This window comes from Bacillus sp. 7894-2 (genome assembly GCF_002272225.1).
Taxonomy (GTDB): domain Bacteria; phylum Bacillota; class Bacilli; order Bacillales; family Cytobacillaceae; genus Cytobacillus.
Map to the genome: position 1 here is coordinate 1 of NZ_NPDG01000011.1, position 6,758 is coordinate 6,758.

At 41.4% G+C, this 6,758-nt stretch carries 7 protein-coding genes; 3 read left to right on the top strand and 4 right to left on the bottom strand.

What is annotated here, in order from left to right; all coding sequences use genetic code 11:
- The first annotated feature begins 177 nt into the window (after positions 1–177).
- Positions 178–996 (top strand): hypothetical protein, encoded by an 819-nt coding sequence (locus tag CHI10_RS02575; protein WP_286136892.1) that lies wholly within the window; start codon positions 178–180, stop codon positions 994–996.
- Positions 997–1,024: 28 nt separating this feature from the next.
- Here the strand turns inward: CHI10_RS02575 and CHI10_RS02580 are convergent, their stop codons facing one another.
- Positions 1,025–2,005, bottom strand: a complete 981-nt coding sequence (locus tag CHI10_RS02580; protein ID WP_286136901.1) for a DUF438 domain-containing protein — start codon at positions 2,003–2,005, stop codon at positions 1,025–1,027.
- 270 nt (positions 2,006–2,275) lie between these two features.
- Between CHI10_RS02580 and CHI10_RS02585 the strand changes: the two genes are divergently transcribed.
- The gene (locus CHI10_RS02585; protein WP_286136894.1) at positions 2,276–3,439 is read left to right on the top strand and encodes a glycosyl hydrolase family 18 protein; all 1,164 of its coding nucleotides are present in this window, start codon (positions 2,276–2,278) and stop codon (positions 3,437–3,439) included.
- Between the two features lie 31 nt (positions 3,440–3,470).
- Here the strand turns inward: CHI10_RS02585 and CHI10_RS02590 are convergent, their stop codons facing one another.
- The 3 genes from CHI10_RS02590 to CHI10_RS02600 all read right to left on the bottom strand — a co-directional run bounded on the left by CHI10_RS02590 (position 3,471) and on the right by CHI10_RS02600 (position 5,932).
- A complete protein-coding gene (locus CHI10_RS02590) occupies positions 3,471–4,382 on the bottom strand; it encodes a CBASS cGAMP-activated phospholipase (protein WP_076256635.1) in 912 nt (303 codons plus the stop codon).
- 69 nt (positions 4,383–4,451) lie between these two features.
- The gene (locus tag CHI10_RS02595; protein WP_076256458.1) at positions 4,452–4,721 is read right to left on the bottom strand and encodes a DUF1292 domain-containing protein; all 270 of its coding nucleotides are present in this window, start codon (positions 4,719–4,721) and stop codon (positions 4,452–4,454) included.
- Positions 4,722–4,834: 113 nt separating this feature from the next.
- Positions 4,835–5,932 (bottom strand): branched-chain amino acid aminotransferase, encoded by a 1,098-nt coding sequence (locus tag CHI10_RS02600; RefSeq protein ID WP_095242716.1) that lies wholly within the window; start codon positions 5,930–5,932, stop codon positions 4,835–4,837.
- A gap of 436 nt (positions 5,933–6,368) precedes the next feature.
- Here CHI10_RS02600 and CHI10_RS02605 point away from each other — a divergent pair, with 436 nt between their 5' ends.
- Positions 6,369–6,674, top strand: a complete 306-nt coding sequence (locus CHI10_RS02605) for a hypothetical protein (RefSeq protein ID WP_048010052.1) — start codon at positions 6,369–6,371, stop codon at positions 6,672–6,674.
- Positions 6,675–6,758: the final 84 nt, after the last annotated feature.

A 6,758-nucleotide genomic window follows, 5' to 3' on the forward strand; every position in this document is an offset into this window, starting at 1 on the left:
GCGCCCGCCCCGCGGAAAGCAAGTGCCTGCAGCGGAAATCAACGGGCATAATCCATTAGCAAACAACAATCTTCGAAAAACAGCCTTTTTTATTAACTATATTCAAAAGTTATTTCAAAAACCCTCCCTCATTTTTGATTTTATCATTTATGGCAATTAAAATAATGTTGAAAGGATGTGGACGGTTTGGCTATTACTCTGCCTCATATAGAAGACTCAAACAATACAGCTTATTTCCCTCCAGTGGGTCATTATGAAACGTTTCAGGATGATGCTCATTATGAAGAGAAAGTCAGGGAATGGGGATTATCAACTACAAGGGAAGTTAAAAAGGAATTCTGGTATAAAGAAAAAACACAGCAGCGTCTTGTTACGGTTAAAGGGTATCAGACATACGGAGAGTCTGGTGATTTTCACACGATTATAATAGAGTTTCAGGATGGAAATCTGAGCTGCATACATCCTGCTTATCTTAAAGAGATGCAGTCCCCAAGCTTTGGAAAAGCACTGGCTGCTGATTTTGGGGATATCTCCTCAGCTTCATCTAAAACGGAAGCTTCCAAAAAAGATGCAGAGAAGTCTGAGGGGGTAACAAAGAAATCTGCTGAAAACAGCAAAAGTGATAGACCGGCAGCCAAAAAAGCCAAAAAGGAAAAACAGCCTGCATTGGAGCTGCCGGCAGAAAAGGTTCACTTTACAGCTAAAGTTAAGCAGCTTGCCCTGAGCTGGAACCATTTCAATGAAGCCAATGATGAAGTCATCATACTTGAAGATCTTATCATTCAGGAGGACGAACCGATTGAAGTCGGGCTTGGCTGGTGTTCTCATTCGAAAACGTTGAAGAAATTTGAACTTCAGCCGGGTGAAAGCCTCGAATTCGATGGGAAAATAGTTAAAAAGAAATTGCCTAAAGGGAAAGACTGTGACGAAGAATTCATTATCGAAGAACCTGTTTTATACAAGGTTAATAATCCATCAAAAATCAAAAAAAGCTAAAGAGCATCAAGCTCTTAGCTTTTTTTGATTAAGAAAGAATCCTTTTCTCTCCCTCGATTTCCTGTATGGGACTGATGTTTTGTGTGAATTCAAGGGTTCCCATATACTCCCCGTTAGCATCCCGTACGGCAAAATAACGGATATAAACATATTTATCTCTGAATTTGATCCAGAAATCTTCAGCGTCTTTTCGTCCTTCCTTGAAATCCTTCAGCAATTCCTCCACTACATGTACACTGCGGGGCGGATGGCAATTCTGAACGGTTCGCCCAATCACGGCTTTTGTCCTGGCAAATATTCTTTCCTTGCCATGAGAGAAATACCGGACAACGTCATCATGGTCAATAAAGGTGATATCAACAGGCAAGTGATTAAATAACAGCTCCAGCTGCTTTAAGGACAAAATGCCGGTTTCCATTTTGATGTAGCCTTCTGATATGGCATTCCCGTCAATCCCTTTCCGTTCAGGCTTCCATTCCTTTTCAGGGCCGGTCAGACAGAAGCCAATCTCGTCGCTTTCATGTGCGATCTTTACCCATTCATCTTCTGTAAGATTTTTTAAAGCCATTGGGAAAAGAATATTTTCCTCCCTGTAAATCATGGCACTGACTTCATTGAAAACGAAACGGACTGCATTGATGACCTTTTGCTTGTCCCCCTCGTATTGGGTGAGAAGGTTCCTGGCTTCCTTGATGCCATCCCTGATAAAGTCATCGATGCTCCACATATTATTGGTTGGACCATAAATTCCGTATTTCTCCAGGTAAGGGAAAAGCAGATTTTCCTTTCGGCTGTAATGCTTATCAAGATCCAGGAGCAGGATGAAGTCTTCTAATAGAGCATAAACATTATCCTCATGATCTTCCTGGATGAACGCCTCGAGATGGACCTTAACATTTTCTCTCAAATGCTTATCAATTGCTTTATTCTCCCGGGTGAAAGTATGAATGGGATGTCCTGGCTGTTCTTCCGGTTTAGGATGAACAGCTGCATCATCACTGCTATGAATAGAATGGTTATGATGGTCCGGATGCTCACGGTTATTAATTAATTCGCTCACTGTACAATTCCTCCTATATCATTCCTTTTTCTAGGCTGTTACTAGTGCTTATAAGGAATGTACCATGTGGAGGAAGATCGTAATGTGATGAGAATCATATATTTATTAAAAGTTTATTGTTATATGCCGGAATGGAATGTCAGCAATAAATTACCACCCCCTCCATCTTCCCTTTTTTGTTACACTTTTAAAGGATTGAAAGATGGAGGTTTTCTAGAAGTGAAGAGAAAATATCAAGTTTTGATCATGATTGCTATTATTTTTTTCGGCGGATTCGCAGCCGGCATTTATTATACAAAAAACAAAAGCGGACTCCAGTCTATTAAACAGCCTGCCCCTGCTTCCCAATCTGACAAACTTCCTGTTCCAAAAGAGACTCCGGAGTTTTCAGAGATCCCGGAAAAAGTGCTGATGGGTTATGTCCAGGATTATCGCGATCCCGCTTCGATCGATTATTCAAATTTGTCACATGTCATTTTTTCTTTTGCTCATCCTGAGAAAGACGGAAGCATTTCTTTTAATGGTGAGACTGCGCGGAATAATCTGCAGAGAGTGGTGTCGAATGCTCACAAGCAAGATGTGAAGGCATTCCTGGCTGTGGGGGGATGGTTTCATATAAATGGCGGGGAATCCTATGATTATTTTAAACAGGCAATAGCGGAAGACTCCTCGAGAAACAGGCTGGTAACAGAACTCTCGGGGCTGGTTAATAAGGAAAACCTTGACGGAATTGATATTGATTTTGAGCATCCGCGTTCAAAGGAGGATGCAAGATTCCTGGCTGTTTTTATCAATCATTTGAGCGGAGTGCTCCATGCAAACGGCAAGGAGCTGTCTGTTGCGGTTCATGCCAAGGTTCATAGTGTAACAGGTACAGAGAGCGGATATGTTGTGTATGAGCCCGACATGTTCAGGAAGGTTGATTATGTGAATATCATGGCATATGACGGCCAGTGGGATGGGGGATACAATGCCGCTAATCTTTCTCCCTATTCCTTTACAGAGAATATCGCCAATTATTGGAGCAGCCTTTTTGATTCACAAGGGATTTCCAAGGATAAGCTGGTTCTGGGTGTTCCGCTTTATGCTCAGCCGGAGGATCCCGCCGTTAAGCCGGTATCCTATCAGGCCGTCATAAACAATAATCCTGAAAATGCAGCAAAAGATAGAATCAGCATGAATGGCATCAGCTATTACTATAATGGATCCGCCACCATGAAAAAGAAAACCATCCTGGCTTTAAATCACGGATTTGGCGGAATGATGATCTGGGAAGCCGGCCATGACGCAAAGGGGCCATACAGCCTCACTGGAACGATTGCTGAAGTTCTTCAAAAGACAACAGAGCCTGTAAAGTATTATTCTGTGATGCATACAAAATGAGAAAAGAGCAGGAAAATTCCCTGCTCCTTTTTCATGAAAGTAAAAACTTCTTAATTTCCTCCCGCCGATCCTTATAGACCTTCTCCCCGAGTATAATCAATTCTTCCACAAACTTTATTTCGTCAAATGGCATTTCTTCACCCAGCTCTTCATTAATGCGCAGGTAATTTTCTCCGAGGAGATGTTTGCAATGGTAGGTAACTGATTCGGACGATAAATGAAGAGCCAGGTCCAATAGCTTGGGTGTCACTTTCATGGACGGGAGCTGGAATGGCAGCCAATGCTTTACACCCCAATATTTATCATGATCAATCGTAAAATCAATTTTTTGAAGACCGGTTCCAAGCGAAAGGATTTTTATGTTTTGCAGCTCCATCCTGAAGTGATGCATAGCCTCCGTAATACAAACGAGTGATGGATTATTAGCCCATAGCCCTCCGTCTATGGATAAATAACTGTTGCTGATGTTGTTCGGCGGGAAATAGACAGGTGCAGAACAGGAGGAAAGCACTGCATCCCAAAGCTTCATGGATAGGCTATCGTTGCCGGGACTTCCATAATTGGAACGGTGGACAAACGGTTTGCCATGTGTCACATCGACAGCTGGAATCAAAAGCGGTTTTTTTATATCAGACAGCTCCGTTTCGCCAAAGGCTTTCCGGAAAAAGCGCCGCATATACTTATCACTGTATACGCTTTTAAAAAGGCCGACCTTAGCCTGTTTGACAAAAATCTTTTTCCCGAATGATTCGTATCCTTTCAGGACCTCGCTCATATCTTTTTTCATGACCAGTGAAGAGGCAATGATCGATCCGGTGCTTGTGCCTGCGATTATATCAAAATAGTCGCCTGCAGGCTGTTTCAGTTCCTCTTCGAGAGCTTTCAAAATGCTTACGGCAAAAACACCGCGTATTCCGCCGCCATCGATGCATAAGATTTTCATTGAATCACCTGCTGTTTCCGTAATCATTCTCCAGGATATGTAAAAAAGAGAAGGAATCTTCCTTCTCTTCTATTCCTCGTTGTTTATCATCTCTTCGAATACCGCTGAGACTTTGTTAAATTCCTCGTCGTTTTCAATGGGTGTAAAGTCGCCATCCTCATCCAGTTTTAAGAAGAACACATCAATATCTTCTTCTGTGTCTTCCTCAAGATCTTCGACAAAGCTGACAGCAGCATATTGATTGCCATCAACCTCTGCAGACGCGAGGACCTCCACTTCCATTTCCTGATCATTTTCATCACTGATTGTAAAAACTTCTCCTACTTCTATCTTGTCCATTTTTTAATCTCCTCTCCTTAATAGGTTCTTTCTATATTTTCCCGTTTTAGAGGGATTTCATGCCTAAAATAGAAAAAGGATCGGCTTTATGATACCGATCCTGCAATAAAGAATTATTTAACTCCTGCTGTCTCTTTCTTTTCCACTTTTACACTCCATCCAAATGGATCCGATTCGGTTCCTTTTTGGATGCCTGTCAGTGTATCATAGATTTTCTTGGACAAATCCCCGGTTTTCCCTTCATTGATTTCAATAATCTTGTTGTCCCAGAAGAATTCGCCAATTGGAGAAATAACAGCAGCCGTGCCTGTTCCAAATGCTTCTTCAAGCTGGCCATCAGCATGTGCCTGATAGATTTCTTCAATGGAAATTCTTTTTTCGGACACGGGAACATTCCAGTATTTCAGTAACTCCAGTACAGAGTTTCGAGTGATTCCTTCCAGGATGCTGCCATTAAGTTCTGGTGTTACAACTTCTCCGTTAATTTTGAAGAAAATGTTCATGCTTCCCACTTCTTCAATATATTTATTTTCTTTTCCGTCAAGCCATAGAACCTGCGAATATCCTGTTAAGCTTGCAAGCTCCTGAGCTTTCAGACTTGCTGCATAGTTCCCTCCGGTTTTAGCTGTGCCTGTTCCCCCTTTTACTGCCCGCACGTATTCGTTTTGAACAGCAATTTTAACAGGGTTGATGCCTTCCTTATAGTAAGCGCCTACCGGCGAAAGAATAATGATAAATTTGTATCTCGCTGATGGAGCAACTCCCAGATATGGCTCAGTTGAAATGACAAACGGCCGGATGTACAGTGAAGTTCCTTCCACATTCGGAATCCAGTCCCGGTCAACTGAAATTAATTCTTTTAAGGCATAAAGAGCAAGCTCTTCATCAATTTCAGGAATACATAACCTGGAGTTGGATTTATTCAGTCTCTCCATATTTTTTTCGGGACGGAAGAGCAACACCTCATTATCAATGGTAAGATAGGCTTTTAACCCTTCGAATACACTCTGACCATAATGGAAAATCATTGCAGCGGGGTCAAGAGAAAGCGGCTGGTAAGGTACAATTCTTGGGTCGTGCCATCCCCGTCCTGCTGTATAATCCATTTCAAACATGTGATCCGTAAAATTCTTGCCAAACACCAGGTTATCAAATGCAGGTTTTTGTTTTTTCTCAGGTGTGTGGTTGATTTCAATTTTAAATTCTGTCATTTGTCAAAACTCCCTATCTGTAGATGATTTAAAAACCTAATGCCTGCTCTTCGTGCTGCTCTTAAAAGAGTGTAAATAAAAACGCCCAGTCATCCTCCGAGCGTGGACGAAAGGGCTTGCTTCCCGGCAACAACCAATATGGATGCTCAACAGCAACAGCTGAAGTCATTGAAAAAGACTCGTATGCTGTTTTTGTAAGGGTTGCCTTTCGCTCTTTTCTACTTCAAGGCAGTAGTGCAGTTATTTGTTAAAGTTTTTATAAGTTTTTCTAATATTATGATATTCTACTATTTAATTGTCAATACGAATTGACAATAAATTTCGAATTAATTCGGATTACTGAAAATTCTATATGCAAAAGAAAAAGAAATAAAGGTGAAAAATCATGTTTTTAAATTTATAATCAATATATAAATACAAAAGGGGATTTATGATAATGAACAGTAAAGAGCTTGAAGAAAAAATTATTCAAAACTATCAGGGCGAAGAGAAAATGATGATCCTCGTATTTGCCCAGTGGTGCATCAATCACGATTTAAATCCGGAGGAAATCTATTTAAAGGCATATCCGGATCAGGGGGAAAACAGTTCACTAAAGGAAGCGCTGGAGCTGACCGTTCCTAAAGAAGAAGCAGGCGATGTGCCTGATCAGACTCTGCTTGGCGTTCTATCCTTGTTCGGAAATGATGATCTTGCCTTTATCGTGATGGAAGAAATAAAGAAAATGAAAAAGGACAGCTAAGCCTTAATAGGCCGCAGTCCTTTTTCATTGAAGATTCTATCGCAGTCTAACGGGCAGTAAGACCCCCACTCCTAGACTCAGAGG